Source organism: Thauera sp. WB-2, assembly GCF_027594845.1.
GTDB classification, from domain to species: domain Bacteria; phylum Pseudomonadota; class Gammaproteobacteria; order Burkholderiales; family Rhodocyclaceae; genus Thauera; species Thauera mechernichensis.
Genome location: NZ_CP088935.1, coordinates 1,145,485 through 1,164,844, shown reverse-complemented (window position 1 = coordinate 1,164,844; position 19,360 = coordinate 1,145,485). Strand labels below are relative to the sequence as shown.

Here is a 19,360-nt window from a genome sequence, read left to right as displayed (position 1 = left end):
TGGCCACCGCGACCCACGCATGACAGCTCACCTCGTCCTCGGCTCGATCGGTCTCCTGCTGGCGCTGCTGATTCACGGCCGGATCAGCCCGGCGATCCTGTTCGCGAGTTGGGCCGGCATCTACCACCTGCTCGGTCTGGCCAGCCAGCAGGCCCTGCTGTCGAGCTTCTCCAACCCGGCGCTGGCCACCCTGATCCTGCTGCTGCTGGTATCGCTGGCACTGGAGCGCTCTCCCTTCCTCGACCTGCTCTCCCAGCTCCTGCTCAAGGGGCGCACCCACCTGGCGACCCTCAAGCTGGCCACTTTCAGCAGCCTTGCCTCGGCCTTCATGAACAACACGGCGGTGGTCGGCGCCTTGCTCGGCACCATCACCCAGCAGCGCCGGCACCCGGCCTCGAAGCTGCTGATTCCACTCTCCTACGCATCGATCCTTGGCGGCATCACCACCCTGGTGGGCACCTCGACCAACCTGGTGGTCAACTCCTTCGTCGTCGAAGCTGGCCTGCCGGCCTTGCACATGTTCCAGTTCACGCTGGTCGGCCTGCCGGTGGCGCTTGCCTGCATTGCGGTGCTCACGCTCAGCGCCCGCCTGCTGCCTGCGAACGCCTCGACCGGCAACGATGTACGCTCGGCCTACTTCCTCGAGGCCCGCGTCATGCCCGGCTCGCCGATGATCGGCCGCAGCATCGAGCACAACCGCCTGCGCAACCTCGAGGGACTGTTCCTGCTCGAGATCGAGCGTGAGGGTCGGCTGATCTCGCCCGTCGGGCCAGCCGAACTGCTGCACGCCGGCGATGTACTGGTATTCACGGGCGAGGTGGACAAGGTGCAGGCCCTGCAGCGCTTCTCCGGCCTGGCGGTGTTCGGTGCCGGCGCCGACGCGCTGCTCAAGTCCAACCTGGTGGAGGTCGTACTGTCGAGCGAATCGGACCTTGCCAACCGCACGCTGCGCGACGTCGATTTCCGCACCATGTTCGACGCCGGGGTGGTAGGCATCCGCCGCGGCGACAAGCGCCTCACCGGGCAGCTCGGCCGCATTCCGCTGCGCGTGGGCGACAGCCTGCTGCTGGCGGCGGGGCCGGACTTCTTCCAGCATCGCAACCTCGACCGCAACTTCCACGTACTCAACGGCTCGGGCGTACGCCCGAAGATGAGCCCTGCGCAGAGCACGGCCGCGCTGACGGGCTTCGCGCTCGCAATCGTGCTATCGGCGGTGGGCGTGCTGCCGCTGTTCTCGGGGCTGTTGCTGCTGCTCGCCGGCCTGCTCGCCAGCGGCCTGCTGACCCTGGGCGAAATGCGCCGGCGATTTCCTTTCGAGCTGCTGGTGGTGATCGGCTCGGCGCTGACGATCGCCGGAGTCGTCGAACGCTCGGGCGCCGCTGCACTGATGGCGGGCTGGATGCGCGCCCTGTTCGATGGCTACGGCGTGTATGCAGCACTGGTCGGCGTGTATCTGATCACCATGGTGCTCACCGAGCTTGTCACCAACAATGCGGCGGCAGCCCTCGCGTTTCCGATCGCGCTGGGTACGGCGCGTGCGTTCGGCGTCGATCCGACGCCATTCATCATGGTGGTGGCCTATGGCGCCAGCGCCGGTTTTCTGATCCCTTTCGGCTACCAGACTCACCTGATGGTGTATTCGGCCGGCCGCTACCGCATGCGCGACTTCCTGCGCGCAGGCTTGCCGGTGAGCCTGACCTATGCTGCGGTTGTGCTTGCCCTGGTGCCGGTGTTCTTCCCGTTCAGGCCGTCGTAGCCGGCACGCCGAACGATCGCCTCAGCCCTGCTGGCGGGCGGTGAGGCGTTCCACGAAGTCGACCACGGTGGCCACCGACGCAAACGAATTGCCATCGACCTCGTCGTCGGGGACCTCGATACCGAAGCGGGCTTCGATCTCATGGATCACGGCGATCACGGCCATCGAGTCGAGCTCGGGCAGATCGCCAAGCAAGGGCGTGTCGGCGCTGAAGCCCAGGGCGCGACCATCGAGGCTGAGCACCTCGTCCAGCAGCGCCAGCACTTCCTTCAGAATCTGTTCTGACATCTTCTCTCCCTTGCGGACCACGCGCGCGCACGGCAAGCCAGCGCGAAAACGCGCGCATTATACTTCCGCATCCGGTGCGAATTGCGCACTGCGACAATTCAGACTCATTCAAAAAAGAGCAGCAATGCACGCCAGGCACCTCCTTCATCATCTCGTTTCCGCCCCAGCCGTACACGCCCCGGAGCGCATTGCACTCGTAAGCGGCTCGCAGCACATCAGCTATGGCGCGCTGCAGACGAGCATCGACGGCTTTGCAAGCGGCTTGGCAGCGCTGGGCCTGGCGCGCGCCGAACGGGTCGCGATCTACCTCGACAAGCGCCCGGAGTTCGTCGCCGCCGCCTTTGGCTGCAGCGCCGCCGGCGGAGTGTTCGTGCCGGTCAACCCCATCCTCAAGGCCGATCAGGTCGGGCACATCCTGCACGACTGCACCGTCCGCGTCCTGGTCACCACGCCGGAACGCTTCGGCGCCCTGCGCGCCACGCTGGCAGCTTGCCACGACCTGCGTCATGTCGTGCTGGTCGGTCGCCCCGCAGAGCGTCCGCAGCTCGATGGCCTGTCGCTGCACCTTTGGGATGAGCTCGTGGCCGCCCCGTCCATGGCCGGGCACCGCGTCATCGACACCGACATGGCGGCCATCCTGTATACCTCGGGCAGCACCGGGCGACCAAAGGGCGTGGTGCTCGCGCATCGCAACATGATGGCGGGCGCGCGCAGCGTTGCCTCTTACCTCGGCAACCACGCCGACGACACCCTGCTCGCCGCGCTGCCGCTGTCCTTCGACGCCGGCCTGTCGCAGCTCACCACTGCCTTCCATGCCGGTGCCCGCGTGGTGCTGCTCAACTACCTGATGCCGCGCGATGTGCTCAAGGCGGTCGAGCGCGAGCGCGTGACCGGACTCACCGCAGTACCACCGCTGTGGATACAACTGGCACAGCTTGAATGGCCCGCCGGTGTCAGCGAGCACCTGCGCTACTTCGCCAACACAGGCGGGCGCATGCCACTCGACACCCTCACCCGCCTGCGCGCGCAGCTACCTGCAAGCAGTCCCTTCCTGATGTACGGGCTCACCGAGGCATTCCGCGCGACCTACCTGCCACCCGAGGAGATCGACCGCCGCCCCGACTCCATCGGCAAGGCCATCCCCGATACCGAGGTGCTGGTATTGCGCGAGGACGGCAGCGAATGCGCCCCCAACGAGCCTGGCGAACTGGTGCAGCGCGGCGCGCTGGTAGCGATGGGGTACTGGAACGACCCCGAGCGCACCGCCGAACGTTTCCGCCCCCTGCCGCCGCGCGCGCCCGGACGCGAGCCCGGCCTGGTGCTACCGGAGATTGCCGTGTTCTCGGGCGATACGGTACGCCGCGACGAGGACGGATTCCTCTACTTCATCGGCCGCCGCGACGAGATGATCAAGACCTCGGGCTACCGCGTGAGCCCCACCGAGATCGAGGAGATCCTCTACGCCACGGGCATGGTCGGCGAGTGCGTCGCCTTCGGCCAGCCGCACCCCACGCTGGGCCAGGGCATCGCCGTGATCGCAACCCCCCTGCCCGGTACCACCCTCGATACCGCGGCACTGCTGGCCGAGTGCCGCGCACGCATGCCCGCCTACATGGTGCCGACACGCATCGAGCTGCGCTCCGGTCCGCTGCCGCGCAACCCGAATGGCAAGCTCGACCGCAAGGCGCTCAGCGCTGACTGAGCTGCCACCCTCCTGCCAACCGCATCGCCACTGACACCGCCATGCCCGCCTCCACTCCTGCCGCCAAAGCCTCGCCCGTACACGCCGCCATGGACCAGTTCGCGGTGCGCGACGGCGAACTCCTGGTCGGCGGCATCCCGCTACGCAGGCTCGCCGCCCGCGTCGGCAGCACCCCTTTTTACGCCTACGATCGCACGCTGCTGAGCGCGCGCGTGGCACAACTGCGCAGCGCCCTGCCCAAGGGGATCGAGCTGCATTACGCGATGAAGGCCAACCCGATGCCGGCGCTGGTCGGCCACATGGCGCCCCTCGTCGACGGCATCGACGTCGCCTCGGCGGGCGAGCTGAAGATAGCGCTCGACGCCGGCACCGACCCCCGGTGCATCAGTTTTGCCGGGCCGGGCAAGCGCGACGCCGAACTGCGCCAGGCGGTCGCTGCCGGCATCCTGATCAATGTCGAGTCCTTCCGCGAGCTCGCGGTGCTTGCCGAAGCCTCGCAGGCGCTTGGGGTGCCGGCACGCGTGGCCGTACGCGTCAATCCGGACTTTGAGCTCAAGTCATCGGGGATGAAGATGGGCGGCGGCCCCAAGCCCTTCGGCGTCGATGCCGAGCAGGTACCGGCACTGCTGCGGGCGATAGGCAGGGCGGAGCTCGCCTTCGAGGGCTTTCATCTCTTCGCCGGTTCGCAGAACCTGAAGGCGGAGGCCATCGTCGAGGCCCAGCAGAAGAGCTTCGCGCTCGCCCTTCGCATGGCCGAGCACGCACCGGGGCCGGTGCGCACGCTCAATCTCGGCGGCGGCCTCGGCATCCCCTACTTTCCTGGCGAGCAGCGCCTGGATCTCGCCCCCATCGGGACAGCGCTGGGCAACATCGTGGCCGAGGCAGCGACCGCGCTGCCCGGGGCAGCCATCGTGCTGGAACTCGGCCGCTACCTCGTCGGCGAGGCAGGGATCTACGTGTGCCGCATCACCGACATCAAGGTCTCGCGCGGCCACACCTACCTGGTCACCGACGGCGGGCTGCATCACCACCTTTCGGCCAGCGGCAACTTCGGCCAGGTGCTGCGCAAGAACTACCCCGTGACGATAGGCACCCGCATGGGCGAGCCTGCGGCCGAGGCCGTGTCAGTAGTCGGCCCGCTATGTACGCCGCTCGATCTCATCGCCGAGCGCATGGCTCTGCCGCAGGCCGCGGAAGGCGACCTGGTGGTGGTGTTCCAGTCCGGTGCCTACGGTGCATCGGCCAGCCCACAGGCCTTCCTCGGCCACCCAGGCGTAGCCGAGGTTCTGGTATAGCGGCGCCGGCGTGGGTCAGAAACCGCAGGACTGCTGGCCGGGCCGCACCGTGGCGTCGTGAACCTCGTCGCCATTGCAGAAGCTGTAAAGCCCGCCACCGTTGCTGACGACGCGGTAGGTGTAGGTGCCACCGGAGCCGTAGTTGTAGACCATGCGCGCGTTGGCGCCCGTGCCATTCACGCTCCAGGAACCGACCTGCTTGGTCGGGTCGACCGGGTCGGCGGGCCCCTTCTTCCAGTCGACGAGCGCCCCCCCCGCCTGGTGGAACTCCTGCCAGCGATTGCTGCCTCGTACCGCGCAGACGGTGTTGCCGGGGAAGGTGCTGTTCAATTCCGTATGATTCATCGTGCTGTTGGCCGGGCATGCCGCGAGCGCCTGGCCCGAGCCCACTACACCAAGGACCGCGAACGCGGCCGCCGCACATTTGAATGCCTTCATGTCTGCTCCCTCGTGAGTTCGGATCGCGCCGGGTCTGGCGTCAATTTTCAAGATAGCAGTTTGCAGCGCGGCGTACGACAATTGAACCTCAACGCCGCAGGAAAAAGATCACACGATGCACGATCCGCGCTCCGCCGCCCCCGCCAGGGCCTGGCAGCACGCCCGAATCGCCCTGCTGTGGGCGGTTTTCGTCGCCTACGGCAGCCTGGTGCCGCTGGAGTACCGCCCACGCGAGGACGCCTGGCAGGCATTCATGAACACCCCCTGGCTGGACCTGGGCGTAGGCTCGCGTGCAGACTGGGTGGCAAACATCCTGCTGTACATCGTGCTCGCCTACTTCGCCACCGGCGCAGTGTGGGCGAGCCGGATGGGACGTGCGGCCCGCGTGCTCGTGCTCATGGTGGTCGTCACGGCAATCCTGGCGATGGCCGTGGGCATCGAGTACCTGCAGTTGTTCTTTCCGCCGCGAACGGTCTCGCGCAACGACCTGCTCGCGGAGGGCCTGGGCACCGGGCTGGGGCTGGCGCTTTGGTTCGTCGCCGGGCAGCGCATCGCCGGGCTGTGGCAGCGCTTCGTCCATGGCGGAGCGCACAGTCTGCTCGCCGTGCTGGCACTGTACGCCCTCGGCTACCTCGGCTTGAGCTTCTTTCCCTACGACTTCCTCGTCAGCAGCGAAGAGGTTGCGGCCAAGCTCGCCCGCCCCGACAGTCTCAGCCTTGGCCCAGGGCTGTCCTGCGGTGCAGCCTTCATCTGCGGGGTGAAGTTGCTGGTGGAGGCCGTGCTGATGGTCCCCGTCGGGCTGCTGCTGGCGCTCGGCCTGAAGGCGCGCTCGCCCGGCCGGCGCAGTCCTGGCCTTGTAACCGGGGTCGTGGCGGGCGCCGCCGTCGGGCTGCTCATCGAGGCAGTGCAGATCGTGCTCGCCTCGGGCACCACCCAGGGCATCTCCATCCTCACCCGCGCGCTCGGCATGGCTTGGGGGGTGGCACTCGCGCGCAGCCACCCGCTGCAGTGGCTGCACTACTCGCCCGCCCGGCTGTTACGCTGGAGCGTGCTCCTGAGCCCCGTCTACCTTGCCTTGGTGCTGGCACTCCACGAAGTGCTGCCGCTGGCGCTCCAGCCTGCCTGGGCAGCCACGGAGAAGCTCGAGACGCTGCGCTTCCTGCCTTTCTATTACCACTACTACACCACCGAGACGGCCGCGGTGCGCAGCCTGCTCTTCGTCCTGGGGAGCTACGCGCCAATCGGCCTGGTCGCCGCACTCGCCTTCCCCCGCCTGCAACGGGGGGCAATGATCCTCGCCGTGCTCGTGGCGCTCGCGCTGTGTTTCGGCGTCGAGGTCTTGAAGCTGTTCACCGTGGGCAAGAAGCCCGATCCGACCAATCTGCTGATCGCCGCGAGCAGCGCCTGGTTCATGCACTGGGTCGCCAGCCGCATCCTCGCGCTGATGCAGGCCCACGCGACCACGTCCCACGCCACCGCACACGCTGAGGGCCTTGGTTACCCCGCACGCACCGCAAGCGCGGACTGGCGCAAGGCCCTACTGGTCGGTGTGCTGCCGGCAGCCCTGATCATTGCCGGTGTGGCGCTGACCGTACCCGATGCGCCGCCTGCCGCCGGCGCGAACACGTCCAGCGTCACGTACCCGCCACCGTCGGCGCTACCAAGGCCGCAGTTGCCCGGCTTTCGCATGGCGCACCCCCGCCTGCCACATCCGTCTCCCGCCGACATCGCCACCCTGCGCGCAAGGAACCCGCGCTTTCTTGAGCAGTTATCCTCTGCCGCACGCAACAATCCCAATGCCATCAACGCCATCATGCAGGCGGGCTTCATCCAGCCGGGGGTGTTCAACCTCGCCCCCCTGCATGCGAGACTGATGGAAACGCGCTTCGTCGACCGCGGACACGGCCAGGTCATGCCACTGGCAATCGCCTACGACTGGCTGCACGACCAATGGACGGCAGCCGAGCGCGACGCCCTGCGCGACAAGCTCGCCGAAGGCTGCGACTATCTCATCGACGTCATCCGCCGCGACCAGCTGTCGCCCTACAACGCCTTCCTCTACAACGCACCGCTGCAGGCGTTGATGGCATGCAGCATCGCGCTCTACGGCGACCACCCGCGTGGTGAAGCGCACATGAGCTTCACCCACGAACTCTGGAAGAACCGCGTGCTGCCGGTGTGGCGCCAGGTTTTCGGCAACAGCGGCGGCTGGCACGAGGGCGGCGAATACGTCGCCGTAGGCATCGGCCAGGCCATCCACACCCTGCCCGCGCTATGGCGCGCAGCAACGGGCGAGGACCTCTTCGCCAGCGAGCCAGGCATCCGCGGCTTCCTCGACTTTCTTGTCTACCGCACCCGCCCCGACGGCACCCACATGCGCTGGGGCGACGGCGCCTGGTTCAATCGCCACCCCAGCGATGCGGCAGCGCTGGCGCTGGAGTTCCGCCACGCCGCAGCCTATTCGCTGGTCCCGCCAAAGGGCGGCCCGGTGCCAACGGGCTGGCCCTGGGGGCCGCTGTCGGACGATGGCCTCATCGACCTGCAAGCCGCCGCGCGCCTGCCACTGGCCAAGCTCTTCGACGGCATCGGCATGCTCATCGCCCGCAGCGACTGGAGCGAGCACGCAACCTGGGTGAGCTTCAAGGCGGGTGACAACTTCTGGTCGCACAGCCATCTCGACCAGGGCGCCTTCACAATCTACAGCGGCGGCCCACTTGCCATCGACAGCGGCTGGTACGGCCCGGCCTACGGGTCGGAACACCACATGAACTACGCCTACCAGAGCATCGCCCACAACCTCGTCACCGTCACCGACCCTGCCGACAACCAGCCGGGCCCTGGTTTCGACCACGCCAACCCGCGCCACTACGCCAACGACGGCGGTCAACGCCGCATCGGCTCGGGCTGGGGCGTCGACGGCGCACCGCTCGACGCCAAGCAATGGGCACAGCGGCGCGAGACCTACCACACCGGCCGCATCGTCGCGCACATGGCCGAGGACGACCTGGCAGTCGCCGTTGCCGACATCACACCGGCCTACACCAACAGTCAGTCGGGGCGAGGCAGCTTTGCCGACCGCACCCGGCGTGTGGAGCGCATGTGGCGGGTATTCGGCTACGACCGCATCAACAATGCGGTGGTCGTATTCGACGATGTCGTCGCAACCCGGGCCGAGTTCCGCAAGCGCTGGCTGCTGCACTCGATCGAGCCTCCCATTCTCGGCCCCGACCGCTTCGACCTCTTCATCCCGGCCAATCAGAACCCAGGACGCAGTGGCGGTCGCCTGCACGGCTACGTGCTGCTGCCACGCGAGCCGATGCTCAACAGCATCGGCGGACCCGGCTTCGAGTTCTTCGTGGACGGCCGCAACTACGATCAGGACGGCAGCGCACAAGCGGCCATCGCCCAACTCGGCCACGGCCGCGCCGAGCCTGGGGCCTGGCGGATCGAGCTGATGCCACTGCGCGACGCTCGCGAGGACCAGTTCCTGGTCGTCATGTTCCCAACCGCAGCGGGCGCCAGCCCCGCCGCCAGCGTTCGCCGTATCGAGGCCGATGGCCGCATCGGCGCCGAAATCGCAGGCCCCGAGCGCACCACGCGCTGGTGGTTCACGCCTGGCCAGCTCGGCGCCACCGTCGAGGTCGTCGGCGGTAGCACGCACCACCTCAACGAGTAGCAGGCTTGCCGCATTGGGCCAGACGTGCGGCGGTTTGCTGCAAGCGCGGCGCCAGCCGCGAGCTTCTCGTCGCCCCACCCAAGCCGCATCGCCTTCAACCCCTCGCGGCTCGCGCCGCTCCCACTGGGGGAGCGAGCCGCGTGGGGCTTGCTGTAGGAGCGGCGCCAGCCGCGAGCTTCTCGTCGCCCCACCCCAGCCCCATCGCCTTCGACCCCTCGCGGCTCGCGCCGCTCCCACTGGGGGAGCGAGCCGCGTTGGGCTTGCTGTAGGAGCGGCGCCAGCCGCGAGCTTCTCGTCACCCCACCCCAGCCCCATCGCCTTCGACCCCTCGCGGCTCGCGCCGCTCCCACTGGAGGAGCGAGCCGCGTTGGGCTTGCTGTAGGAGCGGCGCCAGCCGCGAGCTTCTCGTCGCCCCACCCCAGCCCCATCGCCTTCGACCCCTCGCGGCTCGCGCCGCTCCCACTGGAGGAGCGAGCCGCGTGGAGCTTGCTGTAGGAGCGGCGCCAGCCGCGAGCTTCTCGTCGCCCCGCCCAAGCCCCATCGCCTTCAACCACTCGCGGCTGGCGCTGCTCGTACGGGGGCTCTCGACAGCCGGCCCCGGGGAAACTGGAAGTACAATAGCGGCTCGATGCGTCCAATGAAGCACCTGCCGAATGACCGCCATGCCCGATCCTGACGCCATCCGCCACGCACTGCGGCGGGTGATCGACCCCGAAGTCGGAATGAACATTGTCGATCTGGGGCTCATCTACCGCATCGAGTGCGGACCGGGAACGGTCCACATCGACATGACCATGACCTCACCGGCATGTCCGTTGGCCGACGTGATCCTGGACGAGATCGACGCGGTTCTCGATCCGCTGCTGCCGCCCGAGATCGATATTCGCGTCGATGTGGTGTGGGAGCCGCCGTGGAGCCCAGACATGATGGCCTCCGACGCCCGCGACCACTTCGGCTGGAACAGATGACCGCACTGCCGGCGCCGGCGCGCATCCCGCTGCTCATCCTCGGTCTCGCGGCGCTGCTCACGGGCGTGCTCGCCGGACTCGCCCGACTGGGCGTGGACGTTCCCAGTATCGCTGCCACCCAGGCCGGCACGCATGCGGCCTTGATGATCTGCGCGTTCTTCGGCACCGTCATCAGCCTGGAGCGCGCAGTCGCGCTCGACGGACTGTCGGCCTATCTCGGCCCAGCCGCCGCGGGTACAGGCGGCGTGCTGCTCATCGCCGGCGCCCCGCTCTGGGTGCCGCAGTCGCTCTTCGTTGGTGCGGCGCTGGTGCTGCTGCTCGGTAGTTTTCAGGTCATGCAGCGTCAGTTTGCGCTCTTCACCGTCATGCTTGCGCTGGGTGCGGTGTGCTGGCTGCTGGGCAATCTGGTGTGGTTCGTCAACGGCGACCTGCAAGGGGCGGTGCCATTCTGGCTGGCCTTCCTGGTCGTTACCATCGCAGGCGAACGCCTGGAGCTCACGCGTTTCCTGCCCGTGCGCCGCGCCGCCGCACCGAGCTTCATCGCCCTTTCGTGCCTGGTCCTCGGCGGCATGCTGTTCACGCCCGTCGAACCGGAGCACGGGCGCATCGCCTTTGCCGCCGGCCTGCTCGCACTGGCGGCATGGCTGCTGCGCTACGACATCGCCCGCCACAACGCGAGTCAGCAAGGCCTCACGCGCTTCATCGCGATCTGCCTGCTATCGGGCTATGTGTGGCTTGCCACCGGGGCGATTGCCGGGCTGGCTGGCGGCTTCACCCCCGGGCACGCGCTCTACGACGCCGCCATGCATGCCGTAGCGCTGGGCTTCGTGTTTGCCATGGTGTTCGGCCACGCACCGATCATCTTCCCCGCGGTGGTGAAGGTGAAGATTCCCTACCACGCGGCCTTCTACCTGCCGCTGACGCTGCTGCACATCTCGCTCGCCCTGCGCGTGTTCGGCGACGTGGTCGACAGCCTCGCACTGCGCCAGTCGGGCGCAATTGCCAATGCGGCGACGCTGGCGGTGTTCATTGCCACGATGCTGTTAAGCGTGGCGCGCGGAGCATGGCAACCTGCCAAGAGCAAACGCAGCAGGGCACGCCTCACGCCAGGCGGCTGAGCCTGCCGGCAACGCCAGGGGCGTGAAATCGTTCCACGCCTGCACCACACCATTCGTCTAACCTCGCGGGACATCTGCATGGGCCGGCGTGGTCTTCCACGCTCGACGCCCGGCTCCGAACCATGCGCGACGCAGCATTCGTCCCGCCCGACGACAAGACACGGTGATGCCGGCTCGACAAGAGAAAATCAAGATCTGCTTCGTGACCGGCAGTGCGGGCGACTGGGGCGGCGCCAGCCGTGTGCTGTACACGAATCTTCGCCACATCGACCGCAGCCGCATCGAACCGATCCTGCTGCTGCCGCGTGACGGCCCCATCGTCGCCGAACTGAACCGCCTCGGCCTGCGCCATCACATCTGGGGCAGTCCGACTGAGCCTGGTCAACGGCTCGGCTTCGCACGCAACCTGGTACGCGCGATCAGGCTTTTCCGGCGCGAGAAGGTGCGGCTGGTTCACTTCAATAACCGCCCGTGGCGATCGGCCGAAGCCCTCGCCGCACGTTTGCTTGGCATCCCGATCCTGCTCCATTTCCATGTGGTGAATGAAGCCATCAGCCCGGTGGTGCGCTGGGCAAGAGGCGTAGTCGTGGTGTCCAGGTTCGTGGGCCAGGCCTCGGTGCCTGCGGCCCTGCCCAAGCATGTGGTACACAACCCCGTCGACTTGCAGCGCTTCCGCCTTGGCCGCTCGATACGCGAAGCACAAGGCATCGAAGCAGGTCGAGTCGTGGTGAGCTTTGTCGGGCAGATCCGCGACATCAAGGGCGTGCAGGACTTCATCGCCATGGCACGCCTGATCAAGGCCCCCGATCTCGTCTTCCTGATTGCCGGCGAGTGCCGGGACCCCAAGGTCTTCCCTGGCGCCTACAGCGAGCACGACGTGCAGGGGATGGCCGGGGGCGATCCGCGCATCCGCTACCTCGGCTACATCACGCGGGTCGAAGACGTCTACACGAGTTCCGACATCGTCGTCGTCCCGTCACGCTGGCAGGAGCCCCTGGGGCTGATCGCGATCGAGGCAGGCGCCTGCCGCAAGCCGGTGATCGCGACCCGCGTCGGCGGCCTGCCGGAGATCATCGATGACGGCCGCACGGGCTGTCTGGTGGCCCCGGAATCCCCGCACGAACTGGCCGAGGCCGTCGAGCGCCTCGTTGCCGACCCCGACGCCAGGCATGCGATGGGAGAGGCCGCGTACCTGCGCATCACGCAGCACTTTGCCGAGCAACCCGTCGCTGCATTCGAGGAGGTGCTCGTACGCCATGCGGCAGGCACACTGTCATGACGGCGGAAAGGTCGTCCTCCACGGCGCAGACGCTCGACATCAGCAACCGTGATGCCATAATTCACGGCTGCGTCATGACGATGCGGGCACAATGCGCTCCGCAACATCGGAGCCCTGCATGAATGGCATTACCTCCGTAGAGCAGCTCGTGCAGCCCCATCCGGTCGCATGCAGGCGCTTCAAGCGGCGCTTGCCTGCATGCGTCCGTCACTTTATTGATCCGCAGCGATTCGCAGCTTTTGCCGGCCGCGCAGGCAAGACCGGTTGCGGACGACACCGGAAGCGAGTCCTCACCGAAGAGCGCAGTCGATGATCTCAACCCCAGCGGCACATCTGCATGCCGAAGGCGCCTGCGGGCATATGCGCGCTCGCACTGTCATTGGCGCTGAACAACCACGATACCGAAACTGCATGCTCCTCCCGAACCATTCACCTCGCAACATGCTTCTGGCCTCATGAGCGCCGCAAACTCGATCCGGGCCGGGATCAAGTGGCTGATCACTGGCAGCTTGGGTACGCAGATCCTGCAGTTCGCATTCGGGATCGCGCTTGCACGCCTGCTCGTCCCCGAGGACTTCGGCTTCATCGTCACGATCCAGATCTTTACCGGCTTCGTGGGACTCCTCAGTGGCGGAGGGATGGGACAGGCACTGGTCCAGTCGAAGGATGCGAGCGCGCGGGATTTCGATGTCGTATTCACGGCGCAGTTGGCGGTTGGCGCCCTCATCTTCATTGCGTTCTATTTCGCCGCCCCCTGGTTTGCCACCACCTTCGGAAACCCGTTGTACACGGACCTGGTGCGTGTCTCGGCAATCAGCTTCCTGTTGCGCCCCTTCGTCAATACGCGCGCGAGCGCACTGCATCGTGAGATGCGCTTCAAGGAGCGCTCCCTGATCGGCCTTGTGGTGGGCGTCCTCACGGGACTGGCGAGCATCTGGCTTGCCATTGTGGGCGCAGGTCCGTGGAGCCTGATCCTGTCGGGGATTCTGGGTAGCCTCATCACGCTTGTACTGCTTGACCGCGTCAGCGATCGTCGTCCGCAATTGAGCGTCGACATGGCAGTGGCAAGACGGCTGGGGGCTTATGGCATCAAGGTCTCCCTCAATGACCTTGCCTCGTACTTCACCAAGCAGGCGAGCAACGCCATTATCAGTCGCGTCTCAGGCCCTTCCGCGGTCGGCCTCTTCAACAAGGGCGAAAGCCTGGCCTGGCTGCCATTCTCGACCGTCAGCGGAGCGGTATACGAAGCCGTGTTTCGTGCGATGGCAAAGGCTCAGGACCGTCCGGACGAGGTCAGGTACCTCTTTTACCGCATGATCATGCTGATGGTCGTCTACACCCTGCCGATCTATATCGGCCTGGCCTGGATGGCCGAGCCCTTCATGCACTTCGTCTACGGCGAAAAATGGCTACCTTCGGCCGACCCCTTGCGCATCGTCTCCCTCGCCGGCCTGCTGATCTGTATCGGCCACCCCTGCGGCGCAGTCCTCGCTGCCATGAACCGCCTGGGCAGGGAAGTATGGATCCACGCAAGCCAGGGGCTGCTCGTGGCCGCGGCATGCTACTACGGGCTCCAGGCATGGGGTCTCGTCGGTGCAGCCTGGGGCATTTTTGCTGGGATCGCGTACTCGACCCCGGTCATGTACTACCTGGCCACGCGATGCTTCCAGAGCTCCTTCGCCCACCTTGTCAATGCGCTCGCACCGGGTCTGAAGCTCAATCTGCTGTTCCTCGGCATGCTCGCAGTGGGCCATGCCATCCTGCCTACCGGTTGGCGTGACACCCAGCCGGCCCTCTACATGCTGATTGTCGGAGGCTCCGCCGGGCTGGCCTACGCAGCGGCGTTCCTGTTCATTCCCCTCAACGCGCTTGCAGACGAGAGCCTGCGTTGGCGCCGAACTCTTCGCCTCGCGCGCTAAGGCATGATGAAGTCACTGGATCTCACCCAAGGTTTCGAGACCACCACAAGCGCTCCCACGGTGGCGCTACAAGGAGCCAGCCGCCACATCTGGTCATGTGATGGAATTGAGTGCGTGCGTGACGACTTCCCGCTCGACGGGGCGAGTTGCCTATTTGTACGCGCCCACCCTTCCGCCGACGGCGACGAGCTCCGTATCTTTCTCGGTGGCAAGCACCTCCTGCGCCGCTGCGGCGGCGTTGGTGGCTGGCTGCTGGAACCGGAGACTCAGGACAAAGCCGTATTCTGGCTACCGCGCCTGCCCGCATTGCGCACTCTGGACGGCTTCGGCCGTATCACGGCCGAAGCCGATGCCACGCTGACCGACTTCGTCATGAACGACAGTGGTGCTTCGGCGGCTTATCGGCTGCCGGACGGGCAGTCCCTGGATTTCGTCGTATGGCGACTGCAACCGTCGACCGAGCACACCGCAGACATGGAGTTCTGCACCTCGAGCACGCTCGAGCGCAAGCCGTTCTTCATCTACGCTTCGCACAGCGCCACACGGAGCGCTGCCGACTTCTACTCCCACCTGGTGCACGGCAAGGTGTATGGCGCATGCTGGGCTTGGCCAAAGAAGCTCAAGATCTGCGACGAACTCGACGCCCTGTCGCTTCACATGATCGCCTGCGCACTCGGGCGCAGTACCGGCAAGCGGCTCTACCGCCTGCTACGACGCCAGATCGTCCTCGCCTTGCTCGCCAGGCAGGAGGCAGATGGCAGCTTTCGGCACGGTGAATGGACGGACGAGTACGAGAGTCACAATCGCCTGATCAACGGCGCCGTGCAGTTGCTGGCGAGCGAGTTCGAGATTGCCCCGGAACCAGCCATCGCCGATGCATTGAAACGGATCGCGAACTTCATATCCACACAGGTTGACCAGACCGCAGCCGGCCCATGGTTCCTGCACGACTCTCTCGAACAGTCCGAAGAGGGCATGCGGCACTACCCCCTGAACTGGGAGCGCGGACAATGGTTGGGCAAGTCGACTACCAACCTGCTCATCCTCAATACGCATCTCGACTGCATGCTCGCACTTGCGCGCCATGGCACGGTGTGCGACGACGCGACTTACGACGCGCTCTTCAAATCCGCCGAAGGCAGCCTGCGCACAGTGATGTCCGCACGCCCTGCCGAATGGCTGTTCCGCCGCCTGCTCTCGATCATCAAGCTGTCACTGCTGCCGAAAGCGGAACAGGCGCGCTTGCCTCTCGGCGCACGTGCGCTCAAGCGCTTCGGCTGGAAGTACGTGATCCCGCGCTGGCACCTCATCCGTCGCCGCTTTCCACGCCTGGCGATGCCCGACGGATATATTGAGCGCAGCCTCGGCCAGGCTGATTTCGTACATCGCTACCATGGCGTACATCTGATGGATTTCGAGCGTTTGCTGGCATGCCCGGGGGTGGACGCAAAGGATCCGCAATGGACAGCAATCAGCGATGGGCTGGTTCATTTCGGCATCACCAGCCGTGTCCCCCTGCTCTGGAAGGAAAGCGAAGCGAGCAAGGACTCCCTGGCATTCTGGGCCGAGGGGCTGTACCGTCGCTGCCTGCGCACGAATGCGGACAGCGACCACGCCTTGCTGGCTGACGCCGTACTGCACCTGCACGATGCCGGCCTCGGGCTGCCACCATCACTACTTGGTGGCAACGGTGAGATCCTGCCGCCCCATCTCGTCACGCCCACGCCATCCGCCACTGACGAACGCCTGTGGGTGATCAACCTTGGCAATCGGGACGGAGCCAGCCTCCTCGTCGTCAATACGGCCACGACCGCCCTGACGATCGCCTTCGAGCGTGGGCCGGACAGCGGCGTATCCCTGCCTGAGCAAACAATCGCTGCTCGCAGCTGGGCACTCCTGCGCGCCTTGTCAGCGCCGACTGCCCGCACGATCGGCAGCACGGCCAACATCGCCCCCTCGAACCCATTCTTGACACCTCCCCAGCCCCAATGAGCAACGCACGCGCAATCGCCTTTCACTTGCCTCAGTACCACCCGACTCCCGAGAACGACGAGTGGTGGGGTAAGGGCTTCACCGAGTGGACGAACACGGCCAAGGCCAAGCCCCTTTACCCTGGGCATTACCAGCCGCACCTGCCTGCCGACCTCGGCTACTACGACCTGCGCCTGCCAGAGGCACGCCATGCCCAGGCCGAGCTCGCTCGCGCCTATGGCATCGAGGGCTTCTGCTACTACCACTACTGGTTTGGCGGACGACGCATCCTGGAGCGCCCGGTCAACGAGATCATCGCCAGTGGCGAGCCGGACCTCCCATTCTGCCTGTGCTGGGCCAACCACAGCTGGAGCAACATCTGGCAGGGCGTCGCCGACCGTATGCTGATCGAGCAGACCTATCCGGGCATGGAGGACCACCGCCGTCACTTCGAATGGCTTTTGGCGGCATTCAACGACCCGCGCTACATCCGCGTCGATGGCAAGCCGATGTTCCTGATCTACAACCCGCCGGATATCCCCGACGTCGCACAAGTGATGGATTACTGGCGCCAGCTCGCCGCACAGTCGGGCTTGCCCGGCCTGCACCTCGTAGCGGTCAATTACCTTGGCTCCCCGGTCGATCCGTCCAGCTTCGGCATGGACGCCTCGACCTGGCAACCGCTGCCGTCCAAGAGCGGCAGCATCCCATGGCGCTACCCCGCGCTCAAGGCGCGCATGCGCATGGCGCGCGGCAAGTACAAACTCACCGTCCTCGACTATGAGCGCATCATGAGCGGACTGACCCGCTCTCGCCTGCCTGACTTCGTCGAATACCCGACCGTGCTGCCCAACTGGGACAACACCCCGCGCTCCGGCCTGAACGGCCTGGTGTTGCATGGATCGACACCGGAGTTGTTCAAGACCGTCCTGCGTCGCGGTGTCGACCTGGTGCAGGAATACCCGAGCGAACAGCGCATCGTGTTCATCAAGGCGTGGAACGAATGGGCCGAGGGCAACTATCTCGAACCCGACCAACGTTTCGGCCACGGCTACCTGAGTGTCGTCCGCGACGTCCTCACGGAGCAGCGCTGACGTGTGCGGCATCAACGGCATCTTCGCCTATCGCCCAAGCGCGGCTGCGGTAGACCGGGACGAGCTGCTGCGCGTGCGCGAGACGATGACCGCGCGCGGTCCCGACGGCGCTGGGGTTTGGATCGCCGACAACGGCCGGGTCGGACTCGCGCACCGGCGCCTGGCCATCATCGACCTCAGCCCTGCGGGCGCCCAGCCGATGCAGACCGCCGACGGCCTCACGGTCGTCAGCTTCAACGGCGAGATCTACAACTATCCTGAGCTACGCAGCGAGCTCGAGCGCGACGGCGTGCGTTTCGACTCACACTCGGACACCGAGGTATTGCTGCACCTATACCGCCGCCAGGGCCCGGCGATGGTTGGGCGTCTGCGCGGCATGTTCGCCTTCGCGCTGTGGGATGCGCAGGCGCGCAGCTTGCTGCTCGCGCGCGACCCCCACGGCATCAAACCACTCTATTACGCCGACGACGGCGGTACGCTGCGCTTCGCATCGCAGGTCTCGGCCTTGCTGGCCGGCGATGGCATCGACAAGCGCCCCGAGCCAGCAGGGGCGGTCGGCATGCTGCTGTGGGGCTCCGTTCCGGAACCATTCACGCTCTACCGCGGAGTCCGTCTGCTACCGGCAGGCTCCACACTGCTCGTGACCGAGACGGGCGCCGCCGCGCCAGTGCGCTACTGGACCCTGTCTGCAGCCATGGAGCGATCGCTCGAAGCGGCGGCCTCGATCCCCCTTGGCAGCGAAACAGCCTTCATGCGCGAACAGCTCCTCGACAGCGTGCGTGCCCACTTGCTTGCCGATGTGCCAGTAGGGGCCTTCCTGTCCGCCGGGCTCGACTCCTCGACCCTGGTCGGCCTCGCCCGCGAGGCCTCATCTGCCCGCCTGCGCACGCTCACCTTGACCTTTGACGACCTGCAAGGCACACAACACGACGAGTGCCCGGCCGCGAGCCTGATCGCCCGCCACCTGGACGTCGACCACACCTGCATCGTACTTTCAGCGGGCGAGCAAGAGGAAGAACTCGACCGCTTCTTCACCGCCATGGACCAACCGACCATCGACGGAATCAACACTTGGTTCGTCAGCCGTGCCGCGCAACAAGCGGGGCTCAAGGTTGCGCTGTCAGGGCTTGGCGGAGACGAACTACTGGGAGGCTACGCAAGCTTTACAGAGGTTCCAAGACTGCGCGCGAGCGCGCAAGGCAGCCCGTGGCGGCACGCCCCCAAGCTCTACCGCAGCATGCACCGCTTGCTCGGAGCCAGGCTAGGCTGGTCAGCCAATGCCGCGGGGATACCCGAATTCGGCACCACGCCCGAGGGGGCCTACCAACTGTCCAAGGGGGTCTTCATGCCCTGGGAGCTGGAGGGCATACTCGGCACGGACATTCTGCGCGAGGGTCTGCGCGCCCTCGCCGAGCACGACGCCGCTTACGCCGAAGCACACACCGGCCTCAATGACTTCGGCCAGGTCGCCTGCCTGGAGTCGGTCCGCTACATGCGCAACCAGTTGCTGCGTGACACCGACTGGGTCAGCATGTCGCACTCGCTCGAGATCCGTGTGCCACTGGTCGACCATGTGCTCAGCGAGACCCTGCTGGGCCTGGCTGCAAGCGGACGCCTCGGCCCGGGCAAGAGCGCGCTCCCGCGCATACTGTCCTGCGGTTTGCCCACCGAGATACTGAACCGCCCCAAGAGCGGCTTCGTCGTTCCCACCTGGCGTTGGCTGCGCCACCACCCCGGGCTGGACGCATGGAAATCCGTCCCCGCACTCCGGCAAGCGCGCATGTCGGACAGCCGGCGCTGGGCCTTCACGCTGCTGAGCCGCCACCCGTCAGGCAAGGCACTGCTGCGCAACTGAG

Annotated in this window: 13 protein-coding genes; 11 read left to right on the top strand and 2 right to left on the bottom strand. The window is 66.4% G+C overall.

What is annotated here, in order from left to right; genetic code table 11:
* Positions 1 to 19: 19 nt before the first annotated feature.
* Positions 20 to 1,756, top strand: coding sequence for an SLC13 family permease (locus LQF09_RS05335; protein WP_270069386.1), 1,737 nt, complete (start codon positions 20 to 22; stop codon positions 1,754 to 1,756).
* A gap of 21 nt (positions 1,757 to 1,777) precedes the next feature.
* Here LQF09_RS05335 and LQF09_RS05330 read toward each other — a convergent pair whose 3' ends face one another.
* The gene (locus LQF09_RS05330) at positions 1,778 to 2,044 is read right to left on the bottom strand and encodes an acyl carrier protein (protein ID WP_002926828.1); all 267 of its coding nucleotides are present in this window, start codon (positions 2,042 to 2,044) and stop codon (positions 1,778 to 1,780) included.
* 124 nt (positions 2,045 to 2,168) lie between these two features.
* On the opposite strand from LQF09_RS05330, the gene LQF09_RS05325 reads away from it, so the two are divergent.
* Entirely contained in the window at positions 2,169 to 3,746 is a 1,578-nt protein-coding gene (locus tag LQF09_RS05325; RefSeq protein WP_270069385.1) for an acyl-CoA ligase (AMP-forming), exosortase A system-associated, read from the top strand.
* A gap of 41 nt (positions 3,747 to 3,787) precedes the next feature.
* Entirely contained in the window at positions 3,788 to 5,041 is a 1,254-nt protein-coding gene (locus tag LQF09_RS05320; protein ID WP_443081774.1) for a pyridoxal-dependent decarboxylase, exosortase A system-associated, read from the top strand.
* 15 nt (positions 5,042 to 5,056) lie between these two features.
* Here the strand turns inward: LQF09_RS05320 and LQF09_RS05315 are convergent, their stop codons facing one another.
* Positions 5,057 to 5,479, bottom strand: coding sequence for a hypothetical protein (locus LQF09_RS05315; protein WP_270069384.1), 423 nt, complete (start codon positions 5,477 to 5,479; stop codon positions 5,057 to 5,059).
* A 115-nt stretch (positions 5,480 to 5,594) separates the two neighbouring features.
* Between LQF09_RS05315 and LQF09_RS05310 the strand changes: the two genes are divergently transcribed.
* The 8 genes from LQF09_RS05310 (at position 5,595) to asnB (ending at position 19,359) form a co-directional block, all read left to right on the top strand.
* A complete protein-coding gene (locus LQF09_RS05310) occupies positions 5,595 to 9,155 on the top strand; it encodes a VanZ family protein (protein WP_270069383.1) in 3,561 nt (1,186 codons plus the stop codon).
* A gap of 653 nt (positions 9,156 to 9,808) precedes the next feature.
* Positions 9,809 to 10,123, top strand: coding sequence for a metal-sulfur cluster assembly factor (locus LQF09_RS05305; RefSeq protein ID WP_002926836.1), 315 nt, complete (start codon positions 9,809 to 9,811; stop codon positions 10,121 to 10,123).
* Positions 10,120 to 11,241 carry a hypothetical protein gene (locus tag LQF09_RS05300; protein WP_270069382.1) on the top strand — a complete coding sequence of 374 codons (1,122 nt, stop codon included), beginning with the start codon at positions 10,120 to 10,122 and terminating at the stop codon, positions 11,239 to 11,241. Before LQF09_RS05305 ends, LQF09_RS05300 begins: the two co-directional genes overlap by 4 nt.
* A gap of 166 nt (positions 11,242 to 11,407) precedes the next feature.
* The gene (locus LQF09_RS05295) at positions 11,408 to 12,520 is read left to right on the top strand and encodes a glycosyltransferase family 4 protein (protein ID WP_002936212.1); all 1,113 of its coding nucleotides are present in this window, start codon (positions 11,408 to 11,410) and stop codon (positions 12,518 to 12,520) included.
* Positions 12,521 to 12,975: 455 nt separating this feature from the next.
* Positions 12,976 to 14,439: a lipopolysaccharide biosynthesis protein gene (locus LQF09_RS05290; RefSeq protein ID WP_002936213.1), complete on the top strand. Its 1,464-nt coding sequence runs from the start codon at positions 12,976 to 12,978 to the stop codon at positions 14,437 to 14,439.
* Between the two features lie 114 nt (positions 14,440 to 14,553).
* Complete coding sequence (locus LQF09_RS05285; protein WP_270069381.1) at positions 14,554 to 16,431, top strand: hypothetical protein; 1,878 nt, start codon at positions 14,554 to 14,556, stop codon at positions 16,429 to 16,431.
* The gene (locus tag LQF09_RS05280; RefSeq protein WP_002926845.1) at positions 16,428 to 17,504 is read left to right on the top strand and encodes a glycosyltransferase WbsX family protein; all 1,077 of its coding nucleotides are present in this window, start codon (positions 16,428 to 16,430) and stop codon (positions 17,502 to 17,504) included. Before LQF09_RS05285 ends, LQF09_RS05280 begins: the two co-directional genes overlap by 4 nt.
* A 1-nt stretch (position 17,505) precedes the next feature.
* Positions 17,506 to 19,359: an asparagine synthase (glutamine-hydrolyzing) gene (asnB, locus tag LQF09_RS05275; protein ID WP_270069380.1), complete on the top strand. Its 1,854-nt coding sequence runs from the start codon at positions 17,506 to 17,508 to the stop codon at positions 19,357 to 19,359.
* Position 19,360 lies beyond the last annotated feature (1 nt).

Coding starts and splice junctions, on each gene's coding strand:
- LQF09_RS05335 (WP_270069386.1), top strand. CDS start 20: ATGACAGCTCACCTCGTCCTCGGCTCGATCGGTCTCCTGCTGGCGCTG.
- LQF09_RS05330 (WP_002926828.1), bottom strand. CDS start 2,044: ATGTCAGAACAGATTCTGAAGGAAGTGCTGGCGCTGCTGGACGAGGTG.
- LQF09_RS05325 (WP_270069385.1), top strand. CDS start 2,169: ATGCACGCCAGGCACCTCCTTCATCATCTCGTTTCCGCCCCAGCCGTA.
- LQF09_RS05320 (WP_443081774.1), top strand. CDS start 3,788: ATGCCCGCCTCCACTCCTGCCGCCAAAGCCTCGCCCGTACACGCCGCC.
- LQF09_RS05315 (WP_270069384.1), bottom strand. CDS start 5,479: ATGAAGGCATTCAAATGTGCGGCGGCCGCGTTCGCGGTCCTTGGTGTA.
- LQF09_RS05310 (WP_270069383.1), top strand. CDS start 5,595: ATGCACGATCCGCGCTCCGCCGCCCCCGCCAGGGCCTGGCAGCACGCC.
- LQF09_RS05305 (WP_002926836.1), top strand. CDS start 9,809: ATGACCGCCATGCCCGATCCTGACGCCATCCGCCACGCACTGCGGCGG.
- LQF09_RS05300 (WP_270069382.1), top strand. CDS start 10,120: ATGACCGCACTGCCGGCGCCGGCGCGCATCCCGCTGCTCATCCTCGGT.
- LQF09_RS05295 (WP_002936212.1), top strand. CDS start 11,408: ATGCCGGCTCGACAAGAGAAAATCAAGATCTGCTTCGTGACCGGCAGT.
- LQF09_RS05290 (WP_002936213.1), top strand. CDS start 12,976: ATGAGCGCCGCAAACTCGATCCGGGCCGGGATCAAGTGGCTGATCACT.
- LQF09_RS05280 (WP_002926845.1), top strand. CDS start 16,428: ATGAGCAACGCACGCGCAATCGCCTTTCACTTGCCTCAGTACCACCCG.